Source organism: Bacillus sp. NSP9.1, assembly GCF_000465465.2.
In the GTDB taxonomy this organism is placed as follows: domain Bacteria; phylum Bacillota; class Bacilli; order Bacillales; family Bacillaceae; genus Bacillus; species Bacillus sonorensis_A.
On sequence record NZ_CP048273.1, the window covers coordinates 3,001,503 to 3,016,626 of the forward strand.

Here is a 15,124-nt window from a genome sequence, read left to right on the forward strand (position 1 = left end):
TTCAATCTGCTCACCTCCGTATAAATTACGACCCCATTACATCATATATTTCTAAAAACTTCGTATTAAATTCTCCGCTTACAAATGTTTCATGGTCAAGCAGCTTCAAATGGAAAGGGATCGTCGTATGAACGCCTTCGATGACGAATTCGCTCAGCGCCCTCTTCATTCTTTGGATCGCTTCCTCCCGCGACTTTCCATATGTGATGACCTTGGCAATCATGCTGTCATAGTACGGCGGAATCATATAGCCCGGATATGCAGCTGAGTCCACTCTGACGCCGAGACCGCCCGGAGGCAGGTACATCTCGATTTTTCCCGGAGAAGGCATGAAGTTTTTCTCCGGATTTTCCGCGTTAATCCGGCATTCGATCGCCCATCCGTTAAAGGCGACTTCATCCTGGGTCAGGCTCAGCTTCTCGCCTGAAGCCACTTTGATCTGCTCTTTGATCAAATCGACGCCGGTCACCATTTCCGTCACCGGGTGTTCAACCTGAATCCGCGTGTTCATTTCCATGAAGTAATACTTTTGTTCGCGGTAGTCATAAATGAACTCGACTGTTCCCGCTCCCGTATACTGAACGGCTTCAGCCGCTTTGACCGCCGCCTGACCCATCTGCTCCCTGATTCCTTCATCAAGCGCAGGCGAAGGGGTTTCTTCAATCAGTTTTTGCAGCCTTCTTTGGATCGAGCAGTCGCGCTCACCCAAATGAATCGTGTTTCCGTGTGTGTCTGCAAGGACTTGAATTTCGACGTGCCGGAAATCTTCAATATATTTCTCGATGTACACACCGGGGTTGCCAAACGCTGTCGCGGCTTCCTGCTGGGTGATTTTGATGCCGTTGATCAGCTCTTCTTCCGTCCGGGCAATCCTGATTCCTTTTCCGCCGCCTCCGGCAGTTGCCTTTATAATCACAGGATACCCGATATCGCGTGCCAATGAAACCGCATCTTCTATATCCTCAATAATTCCTTGAGAGCCCGGTACGATCGGAACGCCGGCCTGCTTCATCGTTTCCCTTGCGACATCCTTTGTTCCCATTTTGGAGATCGCGTCCGCGGTCGGTCCTACGAAGGTGACGTTTACTTCTTCGCAAAGCTCTGCGAAATCTGAGTTTTCCGCAAGAAAGCCGTAACCCGGATGAATCGCGTCCGCCCCGGTCATTTTAGCAACGCTGACGATGTTGGTGATGTTTAAATAGCTGTCTTTTGAAAGCTTGGGTCCGATGCAGAATGCTTCATCGGCCATCTGTACATGAAGCGCCTCTCTGTCAGCCTCTGAAAAGACGGCAACTGTATCGATTCCCAGTTCTTTACACGCTCTGATAATTCTGACAGCAATTTCTCCCCTGTTCGCAATTAATAGCTTTTTTATCATCTCAATTGCTCCTTACTCTGCTTTTACTAAAAATAAAGGTTGTCCGTATTCAACAAGCTGGCCGTTTTCAACCAGCACCTCAACGATTTCACCTTTTACTTCAGCTTCGATTTCATTGAAGAGCTTCATCGCTTCGACGATGCAGACAACGGAAGATTCCGTCACCTTTGAACCGACGGTTACATAAGGATCAGCTTCAGGCGAAGACGATGCATAAAACGTCCCGACCATAGGGGAGGTGATTTTATGAAGGTTTTCATTGGCGTTGGCGGCTTCCTGTTGAGCCGGCGCTTCCTGGACGGGCGCTTGCTTTGCCTGAACAGCAGCTTCTTGTACCGGAGCCTGAACAGGAACGGCCGGCGCCTGCTGGATGGTTTGTACGACACCGCTTTGTTTTTTCAGTTCAACCTTCGATCCTTCGTTTTCATATGTAAATTCATTTATCGAAGATTCATCAATTAATTTTATCAATTCTTTAATTTCATCAATTTTTAACATGCTATCGCACTCCTAATGAAAAGATTTATCATGTTTATCAGTTAGTACTAAAAGTACATACTATATTCATCTTACAGGAGAGGAATGCCGAATTCAACTACAATCATAAAGGCGCCTTGTCAGCCCGCGGCTAATAGGCGCAAAAAATCCCGCTTTCTGCAAGCGGGAAACGGTTTAATCAGCAGGCTCAAACGTTACGGCCACATCGTTTAAGTTTTTGACTTCTTTTGCGACGATATCGATGATATCAGCAGCGGCAGATTTGGAATGTTCTTTCGCTTTGACGGTAATGTTGACTTTGTCGCCGTCAGCATTTACAAGAGCGTCCTTGTATCCTTTTGTTTTGATCAATGTCTCCAGCGTTTTTTCTGTTCCCTCCGCTTCGCTGAGCTCATTCATTTTATCGTAGGCTTCGCTTTTTTCCTTAGCTGTCGCTTTGTCGCTTCTGACGATCTCGGTTAGCTGCTCCCTCTCTCTGCTGCGCTGATCGTCCATTTCCATCCGATATGTCGTAAATACATCGTCGCCGGATGATTCCTCTGTGACAACCTCTCCATTGCTGCCGCTCTGTTCACTGGCTGACGTTTCTTTATCTTTTCCTTCGGTCTTTCCTTTTTCGGACTCTGTGCCTTTATCTTTCCCAGGTTCCTCTTTTGCAGGTTCCTCTTTCGCCGGTGCTTCCTGCTTTTCTTTTTCCGCGGCGACTTGTCCTTCTTGATCCACGGAAACGACGTTCTCTCCTTCAGGTGACATGATGTAATAGACACTCAGCACAACGACAAGACTTAACATGGTTAAAAGCCAGACCGTTTGTTTTTTCAGCATCATTTATGAATCCTCCTTCATTTTTTTAGGGGCGACAGCGACGCGGTGGCTCGGGACATCCAAAAACCTTGTCACTGCTTCAATAATGGTCTTTTTTATTTGAACGTTGTCGACTCCCTGAGCGACAACGAGGACACCTCTGATCTCGGGTTTTTTCGTCTGAACGACAACAGGTGTTTCTTCCTGGCCGTTTTTAATCATGACGATCTCTTCGTCTGAAGAAATTTCCGTCACCGTCCGTTTGCCTCCCTGTTTATCCGTCTCACTTGTCGATGTCTCTTGCGTCTTCTGATTTTTTTCAAATACTTTCAACGATGTTGCGTCAACATTGACGACGATCGAGACATCGTCAACACCGATGATCGTTTCCAAAATTTCTTTCAGCTGATTCTCGTATTCTTGTTCATAATCATCGATAGACTCCTTCGGCTTCTCATTGCCCGTCGGTTTAAACACTTCTTTTTCCCGGCCCTTTTCGCTCGTTTCAGTGCCGGCTTGCTGCGATGATGCGGGCTCGGTCTTGTGATCTTCAGAAGGTTCGGCAGAAAAGATCTGGCTTACCAGCATGAAGGAGACACCGAGAACAAACAACAGCAGAAAGTAATGATATTTTGTGAGCTTCTTTCCCTCTTTCTCTTCGTTCGGGAGCAGTTGTCCGATCAGCTTTCCGATCCAATTTTTATTCATGGCCGCTTTGTTCTCCCCCTTCTAAATGAACTGTGATCTTGCCGGGGTCCATTTCCCATATGTCTGCCAGCTGCTCGGCGATTCTTTCCGCTTCTTTCTCCTCTTGATCGCGCTTCGAGCTGTAGCTTTCCCCCGGGTTGATGTCCACCGGGGCGACGGCTTGGACCGTTTTTTCGGAAGCGGAGCCCATGAAGACTGCAACCTTCATATGTTCAGCGATGTCTTTCTCAGATTTCAGGTGTTCGTCTGAAGAGATTTTGACTTGTTCTATCATATATTGGTCATGATTGAACATCTCCTCCGCCCTCTTTTTTAATTGAACAGCCATCTGTTCTAAAATATATGCTTGCTGTGAGGCTTGTATTTCTTTTTTTTCTGAATTCAGCTGATTTTTTATTTCTCCTGACTGAACTTGTCCATTCTCGGTCAGATGTTCGAAAATGACTTCCGGATCGGTGCGGAACAGCGTGAAGATCGGCTTCAGGATGACGACGATCAACAGCAGGCTGATGACCATCTTCGCGTATTTTTGCATGCTGGAATTCGGCAGAAGCATATCGATGACGATGGCAAGCAGAATAAATAAAATAATATTTGTGAGCCACTCCGTCAAAAATTCCACATGAGCCCCTCCCCTACTTCATCATCATGGTCAGATTCCCGGCTGTAATAATGACGGTTAAGCTTAAGAAAAACATCAGCGAGACGATAGCCATCGCCGCGAAAATATAGATCACGCTTTTGCTGATGACATCAAGGCAGCTGATCACCGGCCCTCCCCCAAGCGGCTGCAGAACAGCGGCGGCTATTTTGTAGATCAATGCCAGCGAGAGGATTTTGATGGCGGGAAAAGCGGCGATGCAGATCAAGATCGCAACACCGAGGATTCCGACGGTGTTTTTCAGCAGAAGAGAAGCGCTGATCACCGTATCTGTCGCTTCTGTAAACATGCGGCCCAAGACGGGGATGAAATTGCCGGTGATGAATTTGGCCGTCCTCAGGGTGATTCCGTCCGTAACCGCAGCTGAGGCGCCCTGTACAGATATGACCCCGAGAAATACGGTTAAAAAAGCGGCCAGCGTCCCGATTGCCACATTCCTTAAAAGCTGGGCGAGCTGTGTGACCTTGTATTGTTCTGTCATCGTGCTGACGATGCTTAAGATCGCTGATAAAAACAAGAGCGGCAGGACGACATATTGGATAAACAAACCGCTGGAGTTCATTAAAAAGAGAATCACAGGATGAAAAAAAGCGGCTGAAACGGCTCCTCCTGAGCTTGCCAGCAGGGCGAGGAGCAGGGGTATGAGCGACAGAATAAAGCTTGTCATCGATTGAATCGCTTCATTCGCATACGTGACGGCGATCCGAAAACTGTTTAGCGCAAGAATAATCAGGACCATGTAAACGATCGCATAGGCGACTTTGCTGACGGTGCTCTGCTGGAACGCATTTTGCAGCAGCTGGAGCAGCACACAAAATATCGTTAAGAGAATCAAGGTCCCCAGGAGTTTTCCGCCAGCCAGCACTTCATGGAACAAGTAGGAAAACAGCGCCTTGACCCATTCTTCAGGGGAAAAATGCTTTTCTCCTTTTATAAAATCCAATAAACTTCCTTTTTGACTTTCAGGAAGATAGCCCCCATAGTCTGTCATGATCTTGTTCCAAAACTCTCCCACACGGTCGAGTTCCAATGCCTCGGCCTGCTCTTTTGCCATCGCTTCAGCGGATTCTTCCGTTTCTTGGGCTGAGCCTGCTTCCTGCGGCTCCTCGTCCGCTGCTTGTACATCCCGCGCTCCGAAGCATATCATCCCGATGACAAACAGCCAGAACAGAAAACGCTTCATACTAAAGAACATCCTCCTTTCTGACTAGGACATCGAAGGGATCAGCCCGATGATGGTTTCGATAATGACGGTTAAAATGGGAACGGCCATGACCAAAATGAGGATTTTTCCTGCCAGTTCGATCTTCGAAGCAATCGCCCCCTGCCCGGCGTCCTTGGCCAGCTGTGCGCCAAACTCCGCGATATACGCGATACCGATAATTTTCAAAATCGTTTCGACATACATCATGTTGATATTTGCATTGGCGGCTATTTTTTCAATCATGCGGATGATTTCATAGACCTGATCCATTAGGAATAAAAAGATAGTGCAGCCTGCAAAAACGACAATGAGAAAAGCAAAAGTCGGTTTCTGCTCTTTGACAATCAAGCTGAGGAAGGTTGCAATCATTCCCAATCCTACGATTTGAACGATTTCAATGAGTAAGCCCCCCTATCCTTGAAATAGAAAGACAGCTTTTATCTTTTGGAACAGATCATCGACGACAGTAGCCACCATGAATAAAATATAAATAAATCCTAAAAGCGTGACCCATTGGGCATATTCTTTCTTCCCCATTTGGTCGAGTATGGTGTGGAGAAATGCGACGACGATTCCGACGCCGGCTATTTGAAAAATAATGTTTACGTCTATTCCCATTTCATGTATGCTCCCCTCTTCATTACATCAATAGAAGAATCAGCAGCAGTCCTGACAGGAACCCAAGGCTTTTGACCATCTTTTCGTTTTTCGCCTGCGCCAGATTCGCTTCAGCTTCTTCTGTTTCTAAATGGGTTAACGCCAGTTTGATATGTTTTTGCTGAGAAATCAGATCATGACGGCCAAGGGTTTCTCCAAATTGCCGCAAAATATCAAGCTCTTTTTTCTTTAGAGCCGTTTGCGGCCATACTTTCTGCAAACTTTCTTCCCACGCCGCTCCGGCCGAGACGCTTCCTTCTTCCAGTTTTTCAGAAAAGGTTGCAAATATGGAAGCGACGGGCTCTTGCATCTGCTCTGCGATATGATGGGAAGCCGTGCGGAGCGGTGTGTGTCCATACATGATTTCAGCTTCCAGCGACTGCAAGGCGGCCAAGAGCTGACGGATTTGCTTCGGCCTTTCCCTGAAAGGTTTGGCCATTTCAAATCCCGTCCATGTGGCAGCTGCCAAAATCAGCGCTGCTCCCAAAAGCTTCAGCATGATAACACCCTCTGATTCGCCCCGAGCGGTTCTCCATCACCATTGTAGATGCGGTTTAAGCTGCCCGGGCCGTTCTTTCTGGAAAGCTCGACAATTCGCTGAAATACGCCGTATTCCCTGAGCAGCTTCAGCGACGGGCGCTTGGCGATATCTGAATATGTGAATCCGTGGGCGGACACAATAATTGTCACTCCTGCATGCACCGCTTCCAAAAGCGCTTCAGCGTCTTCCATTCGGCCAATTTCATCTGCAATCACAACGTCCGGGCTCATCGAACGGATCATCATCATCAGACCTTCCGCCTTCGGACAGGCGTCAAGAATGTCGATGCGATCGCCGAACCGGTATTGAGGAATGCCGTTAACACAGCCGGCAATTTCCGACCTTTCATCAACGATCGCCACCTTTTTGGCGGGGATGCTTCCGTTCCCCGCGCTAATCAGCCTTGCAAGATCTCTAAGCAGGGTTGTTTTGCCTGTTTGCGGGGGACCGATGATCAGCGTGTTGAGCCACATGTGTTGAAACAAATGGGATGCATACGGCTTGGCGATACCGATTTTTTCTTTGGCAATGCGAATATTGAATGATGAAATGTCCCTGATTCCTTTGACGGCCCCGTTTTCCACGACAACTCTGCCGGCCAGGCCGACCCGGTGTCCGCCTCTGATGGTGATATAGCCTTTTTTCAGCTCTTCTTCAAGCGTATACATGCTGTAATCGCCCAGTCTGGTCAAAAACAGCGCCGCATCTTCATGTGTGGCGGTATAATTCAAAAAAAGCGAATGCCCCTGGCGGACCAGTTCCAGCGGACGACTTGTCCTTATCCGAATTTCTTCTATTTGATCTGCTTCATGTTTTTTAAGTCCGCTGAGCGCGCGTTTTATCGTGTCAGGGAGAATCTCTGTGATGTGGTGCAAAAACACTCCCTCCTTCTCCAAGCTTGTCTTCTATAAAAATGTATGTTCAAAGGAAGACTTTATGACAAGTCCGTCTCTCCCCGCTGTTTTGGCTATTTGTAGATGCCTGCAATAATAAAAACAACACCCATGAAAATCAAAACAAGTTTGGCATATGACAGCTGCCCTGCAATTTGATATATTCCGATTGTCATCGTAATAATAAAGATCAGCGGTCCGACCATTGCCAGAACGCTGTTAACCGCCACCGCTTTGCGGACATCGTTCATCAAAAGCATCACGATGGCGGCCGTCAGCTCAATCAGGGAGGAGACAACCCTTAACGCAGCCATCGATAAAACCGTCGGATTGACTTGTCCAAAGAAAAACTTCATCATCTTAAACCTCCAGTAACACTTCCGGCTTTTTTTACAATCTATGCTCTCTTTTGAAAAAGTAGTCTTCTAAATTTTCCATTTGAAGGTAGAATGAAGGCAAAAAAAAGAGCCGGCTTTAAAAGCCGGCTCTTTATCCTGATGTTATGCTCTTGATACGTAGGATCCGTCAGAAGTGTTGACAACGAGCGTATCGCCTTCGTTCACGAAGAACGGCACGTTGACAACAAGACCTGTTTCAGTTTTTGCTGGTTTTGTTCCGCCAGAGGCTGTATCGCCTTTTATGCCCGGTTCTGTTTCAACAACTTTCAGCTCGACTGTATTCGGAAGTTCAATTCCGAGAGTCTCTGTCTGATACATCATGATTTGAACGGACATGTTTTCAAGCAAGAATTTGAGTTCGTGCTCGATTTGGGAAGCATTCAGCTCAAGCTGTTCATAGGTTGTTGTATCCATGAAAACGTGCTGATCGCCGTTCGCATATAAATACTGCATCGTTTTTGTTTCAATTTGAGCGCGCGCTACTTTTTCACCTGCACGGAAGGTTTTCTCCTGAATCGCGCCTGTGCGGAGATTTCTCAGTTTTGAGCGGACAAAAGCAGCACCTTTTCCCGGCTTGACGTGCTGAAAGTCAACAACGCGCCAGATGCCTCCGTCTACTTCAATTGTTAAACCTGTGCGAAAATCGTTTACTGAAATCATGATTATCCTCCTATTGCTCCAATCAACGGATTATAAAATAATTAATTCTTTTGCGGAATGGGTAAGGGATTCGTTCCCGCCGTCGGTCAGCACGATATCATCCTCGATTCTGACTCCGCCTTTACCCGGTATGTAGATTCCCGGTTCAACCGTGACGACCATGCCCTTTTCAAGCGTCTGGTCTGAACGCGCAGAAAGCGCCGGACTTTCATGAACTTCCATGCCAAGGCCATGGCCTGTTGAGTGGCCGAAGTAATCGCCGTAGCCCTTTGAAGTAATGTAGTCCCTTGTCAAAGCATCAGCCTGTTTTCCGGTGATTCCCGGCTTGATAGTCTCCATGCCGATGGCCTGTGCTTCAAATACGGTCTGATAAATTGTTTTCAGCTCGTCGCTCGGCTCGCCCACCGCGATCGTCCGCGTCATATCCGAGCAGTATCCTTTATAGTAGGCCCCAAAGTCGAGCGTCACAAAGTCGCCCTTCTCGATGGCTTTTTCGCTTGCCACTCCGTGGGGGAGGCTCGAACGCAATCCGGAAGCGACGATCATATCAAATGAGGAATGATCGGCTCCCTGCTTCCGCATGTAAAATTCAAGCTCATTGGCGATGGCGATTTCCGTCATGCCGGGCCGTATAACCGTGAGAATATGGCTGAATGCATCATCTGCTATCTTTGCAGCTTCCTTTAATATCTTAATCTCTTCACTTGACTTAATCAAGCGCAACTTTTCCACAGATTGTGAAACCGGAACAAGCTCGGCTGATGGAAGCTGCTTTTTATAAGAAGCATACGTCCCGTATGTCATTTTATCCTGCTCAAAACCGATTTTATTTAATCCCATTTCTTTGATCACTTCGGCTGCCTTTTGGACGATGCCGCCTGTATGCTGGACGACTTCAAAGTCTGCGACCTGCTTTTTCGCCTGCTCTGTGTAGCGGAAATCCGTGATGAACACCGCTCTGTCCTCTGAAATGACCGCAAGTCCCGATGATCCGGTAAAGCCTGTTATGTAACGCAAATTAATGCCGCTCGTCACCAAAAGCCCTTCGATTCCCAGGCCGCCGAAAAGCTCTCTCAATTTGTTCAGTTTCATTTTTGACTCCCCCTATTGGTTATTGTTCAAAAAATAACAGACAGCAAGCTTATAACCTTCAAATCCAAGCCCGGTGATCTGGCCTCTTGTGACAGGAGCAATGACCGATCGGCGGCGAAACTCTTCCCTTGCATGAGGATTTGATAGATGGACTTCGATCACCGGAATCCCGATCGCTGCCACCGCATCGCGGATCGCATAGCTGTAATGTGAAAAAGCCCCGGGATTTAAAACAACGCCATCATACTGTTCATCTGCTTCATGAAGAGCGTCGATGATATCCCCCTCATGATTGGATTGAAAAAAAGTCAGCTCGGCATGCACGCCTTCAGCAAATTGAAAAAGCTTCTGCTCCAAATCAGTCAATGTGTCTTTCCCGTATACTTCCGGTTCGCGTTTGCCCAAACGGTTTAAATTCGGACCGTTCACTATTAAAATGTGCGGCAATTCTCTTCCCCCCCTTTTCACTCAAAACATTCTCACGCCAAAAAAAATGTCCACTTACAGTGAACATTTTATCATATTGATCCGGCATCAACACTATTCCCTTGTTTCCCCCAGCGCCCGCGAAAGCTTTTCCTCATTCAGTTCATTGTACTCAAACGAAATCGAGTAACCGACAAACAAGCCGTAAAGCAGATAGATACAGAGCGTCGTCACCACTGTTTCCCTCTTTAACTCAGGGACAGTCCGGACATCGGGAAACATAGGGTTAAACAGATAAAAGACAATGAGCCACAAAACAACCCCATACGCCATACCGCCCCAGATGCCTTTCACTTGTTTCAGACAGCCGAAATAAATCAGTGCAGCTCCGATGGAGATGACTCCGATCAATAGAATACTGATCACCGTGCCGAGAAATCCGTTTTTCCAATCGCCGATGACAAAAGGCTGAAGAATCATGTTCGGATTGACTTCCGAAAATTTAAACAGATATGCCAGTTCACCGATGGTTCCCCAAATCAGTCCGCCGAAAAATCCCGTAGTGATCACCCTGCCGCTGAAGGACATCGGACTTTCCCGCTTATTCTGCTCCAACTCTTCCGATTGTTTCTGATTGTCTTCATTGCTCATGATGCTCTCGATCACCTCCATTTCCAGTATGTCCAAAAACAGCGGAGGCAACATCATTTTGCCAATATTTTTAAACCGGAGTGTAAAAATTGCACAGGCGGGTATACTTAAATTAGATTTGGCATTCGCCGGGTGTGAAATTCTTGATTTTTTAGGCCCGTCAATCTAGAGGTTTCAGCATTTTTCCTGTACAATAGGTGTAAGGAAATGGTTAATGTAATCATAGATTGATACAGATAGGTTGATGCATATGTCAAATCAAAAAAAACGCCCCGCATACGGAGGGCAGGCTGTCGTCGAAGGCGTCATGTTTGGCGGCAGGCGCCATTATGTAACAGCGATCCGCAGAAAAGACCGGAGCATTGAATTTTTCAAGCTGCCGCGCAAAACGAACCCGATGCTTGACAGGTTAAAGAAAATCCCTTTTCTCAGAGGGATCATCGCCATTATCGAAGCAAGCGCAAACGGGACGCAGCATTTGAATTTCTCCAGTGAACGTTATGACCGTGACCCCTCTTTAGATGAGCAATTGAAAGAGGAGAAGCCGTCGAAACTGACGATGATTTTCGGTCTTGCCGCAGTCGGTGTGCTTTCATTTGTTTTCAGCAAGTTTGTTTTTACGCTTGTTCCCGTGTTTCTCGCGGAGCTCACCAGGCCGGTATTTCAGTCCGACGTCGCACAGATTATGATCGAAAGCTTTTTCAAGCTGATCCTTCTCTTGGGCTATATATACGCGATATCGTGCACCCCTTTTATTAAAAGGGTTTTTCAATATCACGGAGCCGAACACAAGGTCATAAACTGTTACGAACAAAATCTGCCGATCACGGTTGAAAATGTTCAGCGCCAGTCAAGACTTCACTATAGATGCGGAAGCAGCTTCATTTTATTTACCGTGATCGTGGGCATGTTTGTTTACTTGCTTGTTCCTGCTGACCCTCTCTGGGTCCGTATTTTGAATAGAATCGCACTGATACCGGTTGTTCTCGGCATTTCCTTTGAAGTGCTGCAGCTGACCAACAAAGCGAGAAACATACCAGTGCTGAAAGTGCTGGGCTACCCGGGCCTTTGGCTGCAGCTTTTGACGACAAAAGAGCCGGCAAACGATCAGGTGGAAGTGGCAATCGCAAGCTTTAACGAGCTTCTTCAGATGGAGACCAAAGCAGAGGACGAACAGAAGGAACCTTCTAATATCGTAATTTGAATTTTAACGAATCGGTTAATTTTTTGGGAGGTGGACAATTATGAAGCAACGCGTACATCCTGTCTCAGCTTTAATTATGGCGTTTGGAATTTTTGGCTTTGCCTATTTTGCCTTCACAAGTCCAGGCCAGCTGCTGCAATACCTGCTCGTGTTTGCTGCAGTCGGCGCGATCATCTACTTTGTGATCAGGCGTATTTCCAATCGTGCTATGGGCAGTGAAGGAGCCGCTTTTAAAAAGGCAGCCAAACAATCCAACAGGCGTTTTCAGGACCATAAAAAACGCTCCTCAAAAGGCCGTGTCAATCATCTTAGAAGCGTGCCTTCTATCAATAAATCAAAGCCTGTACTGGTCAAGAAAAAAAGCCAGACGCAGCTGACAGTGATTGAAGGCAAAAAAAGCAAAAAGAAAAACAGGGCTTTCTTTTAATACGTCCACTGTTTCAAAAATAATTCTGTTCGTTTTTTACCTAGCTCAATCAGAGCTAGTTTTTTTTCTGCTGAAAGCGCAAATTCAGTCGACAGCACTTCTTCCACGGGCAAAAAAATCACGTTCCGTTCATGCTTCGTGGAAATATGCCTGGCATCGTGCGCTTCCTTCATGGTTTCAAAAAGCGCCCCGAACAGCTCAAACGCATTATTGATCGTTTTCTTCGGCCTCTCTTTTTCATTGGGCATCAATGTGACGCCTAAAACCGGGCGCTTTTTTTCAGCGGTAAACAGCCAAATCGGAAAATTGCTCAGCACCCCGCCGTCAACAACTGTACTAATGCCGGCCGAGGATTTCAGTTTAACCGGTTCAAAAAAATAAGGGATGCTGCAGCTCATCCGCACCGCCCTCGCAACCGAAAAACGGTCCGGATTCAAACCGTATCGATGAAGATCGTCAGGCAACACAAGCATCTTACCGTTCGTCAAGTCGGAAGCGATCACCTTGAGCTTTCCCTTTTCAAAATCGCCGAACACGGAAATGCCTTTCTCTTTTAATTTCGCGGAAATCCAGTTTTCTAATTTATCTCCTTTATATAACCCTAACCGCCAATAAATCGAGACCCACTGCAGCAGCTTTAAAGGCAAAAACGAAAAACGCGGATCAAGAAGATCGCCTTCATTTAGTTCCTCCAACATTCTGCGGATCTCTTGACTCGTATACCCGGCTGCAATAAACGATGCAATAATTGAGCCGGCGCTTGTTCCGGCCAGTCTCTTAAAACGGAAGCCCCGTTTTTCAAGCGTTTCATATGCCCCTGCCAGTGCGATGCCTTTCATTCCGCCGCCTGAAAAAACCCCGTCTATGTACATGCCCTTCTCCCCCCTTAAAAGATGGCCCTAACACCATTTTAAGAAGGGATCGGTAAAAAAAGACCATAAGACAAGGAGGCCGGCAAATGAAAAAAGCCGCCGGTGATCCGGTCGGCTTTTTTTACTGGTTTTCCTGTTCATTTCTTTTTTGAACGCTTCTCAAGTCGTCGATTCTTTTGCGGTCGTCTTCAAAGTATTGCACAAGATCTCCGACCCGATCGATGCTGTTCCAGCTTAAATGATGTTCAATGCCTTCGACATCATCATATATTTTCTCTTCGTCAACACCAATGATTCGCAAAAACTGCTCCAATAATTCATGTCTGTATACTAAACGCTTGCCTATTTTTTTCCCTTTAGGCGTCAGCACAAGTCCGCGATACTTCTCATAAATCAAATATTCGTCTTTATCGAGTTTTTGAACCATTTTTGTAACCGAGGAGGGATGGACGGCTAAAGCTTCTGCAATATCTGAGACTCTGGCATATCCTTTTTCTTCTATCAGCATATAAATTTGTTCTATGTAATCTTCCATACTCGGTGTTGTCATCAAATCCCTCCAAATCACACCTATTCAAATCATAACAAGTTTACACTATGTGCATGTAAAAAACAAGCAATCAGATAACGTTTTCACAGAGTTATCTCTTATAGTTCCATTCATCTGTCACATATTTCGTCCGGGCAAGTTCCTCGACAAATTCGGTTTCTTCCCGTGAGAGTTCATAGGGCTCCAAATGGATGTTCAGCCCTTTTTCAAACCCTGTTTTAAACGCAGCGCTCGCTTCTTCAATCGTCACCCGTTTGGCCGCGAGCTCATTAATGGCGACCGCCTTCTCCTTAAAGCTTCGCTGCATGCGCTCTCTGATGCGGTCGTTTTTGTAAATGAACAAATCAAACAGCTTGTCTTCATCAAGATCAAGGAGAATCGACCCGTGCTGAAGAATGACCCCTTTTTGTCTCGTCTGGGCGCTTCCGGCAACCTTTCTGCCCTCGACGACGAGCTCATACCAGGAAGGCGCGTCAAAACATACGGATGACCGCGGGCTTTTGAGGCTCTGCTTTTCTTTCTCTGTTCTCGGGATAGCGAAATACGCGTCAAGCCCCAGCTCCCTGAATCCTTGAAGGATGCCCTCAGAAATAACCCTGTAGGCTTCCGTCACCGTCTTCGGCATTTCCGGATGTTCTTCAGAGACGATGACACTATATGTAAGCTCTTGATCGTGGAGAACACCTCTTCCTCCCGTCGGCCTTCTGACAAAACCTAAACCGTGTCTTTTGACGGCTTCGAGGTCGACTTCCTTTTCAATGTTTTGAAAATAGCCGACCGATAGCGTTGGCGGATTCCATCCGTAAAAGCGGATGGTCGGCGGAATTTTCTGCTCGCTGTGCCAATAAAGCAGCGCCTCGTCAAGTGCCATATTATAAGCGGGGTCTTGTCGCCCCGAATCGATAAAACACCAAGTTTCCTTTTCCATCAACACATACCCTCTTTTTCTTTGGTATAAAATAAGTCTACCATTCCCTTTGAAAATTGAAAATAAATTCAGCTTAATCAGATGACAGATTTCTGTGCCTTTACTATAATAGTAGTTGTCTTACATATCGAAAAATCCCGCTTACAGGGATGATGGAAAAAGGAGTCGGATCAGATTGTCTACCAGCAGTATTATCATTCTCATCATTTGCGCCGCGCTCATTGTCTATGCGGTCGTTTCATACATCTATCAGCAGCGGATTATGAAAACCTTGACAGAAGAAGAATTCAGGGCCGGTTACCGGAAGGCGCAGCTCATTGATGTGCGTGAACCGAACGAATATGAAGGCGGTCACATTTTAGGGGCACGAAACATACCGCTCTCACAGATGAAACAGCGAAAAGCTGAAATCCGCCCTGACAAACCCGTTTATCTATACTGCCAAAACAATGTCAGAAGCGGGCGCGCCGCACAGATGCTGCGCAAGCACGGCTGTCAGGAAATCTACAACCTGAAGGGCGGCTTCAAAAAGTGGAGCGGAAAAATTAAAGCAAAAAAATAATGAAGCGAGC

21 protein-coding genes are annotated in these 15,124 nt (G+C 46.6%); 3 read left to right on the forward strand and 18 right to left on the reverse strand.

From position 1 onward, the window contains the following. Positions 1–25 precede the first annotated feature (25 nt). The 15 genes from accC to M654_RS15695 all read right to left on the reverse strand — a co-directional run bounded on the left by accC (position 26) and on the right by M654_RS15695 (position 10,571). On the reverse strand, positions 26–1,378 hold the full coding sequence (gene accC / locus M654_RS15625; RefSeq protein ID WP_026587812.1) for an acetyl-CoA carboxylase biotin carboxylase subunit: 1,353 nt from the start codon (positions 1,376–1,378) through the stop codon (positions 26–28). Positions 1,379–1,390: 12 nt separating this feature from the next. Continuing rightward, complete coding sequence (gene accB / locus M654_RS15630; protein ID WP_026587813.1) at positions 1,391–1,876, reverse strand: acetyl-CoA carboxylase biotin carboxyl carrier protein; 486 nt, start codon at positions 1,874–1,876, stop codon at positions 1,391–1,393. Positions 1,877–2,050: 174 nt separating this feature from the next. Further along, positions 2,051–2,701, reverse strand: coding sequence for a SpoIIIAH-like family protein (locus tag M654_RS15635; RefSeq protein ID WP_026587814.1), 651 nt, complete (start codon positions 2,699–2,701; stop codon positions 2,051–2,053). 3 nt (positions 2,702–2,704) lie between these two features. Continuing rightward, the gene (gene spoIIIAG, locus M654_RS15640; protein ID WP_026587815.1) at positions 2,705–3,388 is read right to left on the reverse strand and encodes a stage III sporulation protein AG; all 684 of its coding nucleotides are present in this window, start codon (positions 3,386–3,388) and stop codon (positions 2,705–2,707) included. After that, on the reverse strand, positions 3,381–4,010 hold the full coding sequence (spoIIIAF, locus tag M654_RS15645; protein WP_026587816.1) for a stage III sporulation protein AF: 630 nt from the start codon (positions 4,008–4,010) through the stop codon (positions 3,381–3,383). Before spoIIIAF ends, spoIIIAG begins: the two co-directional genes overlap by 8 nt. 13 nt (positions 4,011–4,023) lie before the next feature. After that, the gene (spoIIIAE, locus tag M654_RS15650; RefSeq protein ID WP_026587817.1) at positions 4,024–5,232 is read right to left on the reverse strand and encodes a stage III sporulation protein AE; all 1,209 of its coding nucleotides are present in this window, start codon (positions 5,230–5,232) and stop codon (positions 4,024–4,026) included. A 24-nt stretch (positions 5,233–5,256) separates the two neighbouring features. Beyond that, positions 5,257–5,652, reverse strand: a complete 396-nt coding sequence (spoIIIAD, locus tag M654_RS15655; protein ID WP_256860478.1) for a stage III sporulation protein AD — start codon at positions 5,650–5,652, stop codon at positions 5,257–5,259. A gap of 12 nt (positions 5,653–5,664) precedes the next feature. Then, positions 5,665–5,871 carry a stage III sporulation protein AC gene (gene spoIIIAC / locus M654_RS15660; RefSeq protein WP_026587819.1) on the reverse strand — a complete coding sequence of 69 codons (207 nt, stop codon included), beginning with the start codon at positions 5,869–5,871 and terminating at the stop codon, positions 5,665–5,667. A gap of 22 nt (positions 5,872–5,893) precedes the next feature. Beyond that, a complete protein-coding gene (spoIIIAB, locus tag M654_RS15665) occupies positions 5,894–6,409 on the reverse strand; it encodes a stage III sporulation protein SpoIIIAB (protein ID WP_026587820.1) in 516 nt (171 codons plus the stop codon). Continuing rightward, on the reverse strand, positions 6,403–7,326 hold the full coding sequence (spoIIIAA, locus tag M654_RS15670) for a stage III sporulation protein AA (RefSeq protein WP_026587821.1): 924 nt from the start codon (positions 7,324–7,326) through the stop codon (positions 6,403–6,405). Before spoIIIAA ends, spoIIIAB begins: the two co-directional genes overlap by 7 nt. 92 nt (positions 7,327–7,418) lie before the next feature. Further along, positions 7,419–7,700, reverse strand: coding sequence for a YqhV family protein (locus tag M654_RS15675; protein ID WP_026587822.1), 282 nt, complete (start codon positions 7,698–7,700; stop codon positions 7,419–7,421). A 144-nt stretch (positions 7,701–7,844) separates the two neighbouring features. Further along, the gene (gene efp / locus M654_RS15680; RefSeq protein ID WP_026587823.1) at positions 7,845–8,402 is read right to left on the reverse strand and encodes an elongation factor P; all 558 of its coding nucleotides are present in this window, start codon (positions 8,400–8,402) and stop codon (positions 7,845–7,847) included. Positions 8,403–8,432: 30 nt separating this feature from the next. Next, a complete protein-coding gene (locus tag M654_RS15685; RefSeq protein ID WP_026587824.1) occupies positions 8,433–9,494 on the reverse strand; it encodes a M24 family metallopeptidase in 1,062 nt (353 codons plus the stop codon). A 12-nt stretch (positions 9,495–9,506) separates the two neighbouring features. Continuing rightward, a complete protein-coding gene (aroQ, locus tag M654_RS15690; RefSeq protein WP_026587825.1) occupies positions 9,507–9,941 on the reverse strand; it encodes a type II 3-dehydroquinate dehydratase in 435 nt (144 codons plus the stop codon). A 93-nt stretch (positions 9,942–10,034) separates the two neighbouring features. Continuing rightward, a complete protein-coding gene (locus tag M654_RS15695) occupies positions 10,035–10,571 on the reverse strand; it encodes a YqhR family membrane protein (RefSeq protein ID WP_026587826.1) in 537 nt (178 codons plus the stop codon). Between the two features lie 250 nt (positions 10,572–10,821). Here M654_RS15695 and M654_RS15700 point away from each other — a divergent pair, with 250 nt between their 5' ends. Both M654_RS15700 and M654_RS15705 read left to right on the forward strand, forming a co-directional pair. Further along, a complete protein-coding gene (locus M654_RS15700) occupies positions 10,822–11,775 on the forward strand; it encodes a DUF1385 domain-containing protein (protein WP_026587827.1) in 954 nt (317 codons plus the stop codon). Positions 11,776–11,815: 40 nt separating this feature from the next. Further along, a complete protein-coding gene (locus M654_RS15705; RefSeq protein ID WP_026587828.1) occupies positions 11,816–12,202 on the forward strand; it encodes an SA1362 family protein in 387 nt (128 codons plus the stop codon). On the opposite strand, the gene M654_RS15710 is transcribed toward M654_RS15705, so the two are convergent. The 3 genes from M654_RS15710 to M654_RS15720 all read right to left on the reverse strand — a co-directional run bounded on the left by M654_RS15710 (position 12,199) and on the right by M654_RS15720 (position 14,552). Next, on the reverse strand, positions 12,199–13,074 hold the full coding sequence (locus tag M654_RS15710) for a patatin-like phospholipase family protein (protein ID WP_026587829.1): 876 nt from the start codon (positions 13,072–13,074) through the stop codon (positions 12,199–12,201). The two genes, M654_RS15705 and M654_RS15710, sit on opposite strands and share 4 nt — an antisense overlap. Positions 13,075–13,195: 121 nt before the next feature. After that, on the reverse strand, positions 13,196–13,624 hold the full coding sequence (mntR, locus tag M654_RS15715) for a transcriptional regulator MntR (RefSeq protein ID WP_026587830.1): 429 nt from the start codon (positions 13,622–13,624) through the stop codon (positions 13,196–13,198). Positions 13,625–13,715: 91 nt separating this feature from the next. After that, positions 13,716–14,552, reverse strand: a complete 837-nt coding sequence (locus tag M654_RS15720) for a lipoate--protein ligase family protein (RefSeq protein WP_026587831.1) — start codon at positions 14,550–14,552, stop codon at positions 13,716–13,718. A gap of 175 nt (positions 14,553–14,727) precedes the next feature. Here M654_RS15720 and M654_RS15725 point away from each other — a divergent pair, with 175 nt between their 5' ends. Further along, positions 14,728–15,114, forward strand: a complete 387-nt coding sequence (locus M654_RS15725) for a rhodanese-like domain-containing protein (RefSeq protein ID WP_026587832.1) — start codon at positions 14,728–14,730, stop codon at positions 15,112–15,114. Positions 15,115–15,124: the final 10 nt, after the last annotated feature.